General features: G+C 52.3%; 1 protein-coding gene. It reads right to left on the bottom strand.

The genetic code is table 11. From position 1 onward, the window contains the following. The coding region (locus HMPREF2765_RS00165; protein ID WP_070604008.1) for an IS3 family transposase at positions 1 to 478 on the bottom strand (478 nt) is incomplete at both ends.

The raw sequence follows: 478 nt of genomic DNA on the forward strand, positions 1-478 counted from the left end.
TCTGCCAGTCCTGCCCACGGAAGAACTCATCCTTAAGGTGCCCGAAAACCTGCTCAGTAGCACCGTTATCGATACAGTTGCCTTTACGTGACATACTCTGGATAAAACCATTATCAGCAAGCGTCCTGATATAGGTCTCATGCTGATACTGCCACCCCATATCCGAATGCAAAACCGGCTTGACCCCCTCAGGTTTAGCCTCCACGAGTACCTGAAGCATCTCTTGCTGCTGGGCAAGATTAGGACACATCGAGATGGAGTGGGCAACAATCTCTTTACTGGCAAAGTCATAAACCGGAGCGAGATAGGCCTTACCGAAGGAAAGCTTAAACTCGGTGACATCGGTGCCCAACTTCTGCCAAGGACCAGTCGCCGTGAAGTTGCGACCGATGATATTGGCGAAACTTTGCCCCACATCCCCCTTGTAGGAGTTGTACCTGTGATAGGCCCTCTGGCGGCGTATACCGCAGCGCAGCCC

This window comes from Rothia sp. HMSC062H08, from assembly GCF_001810775.1.
GTDB lineage: Bacteria > Actinomycetota > Actinomycetes > Actinomycetales > Micrococcaceae > Rothia.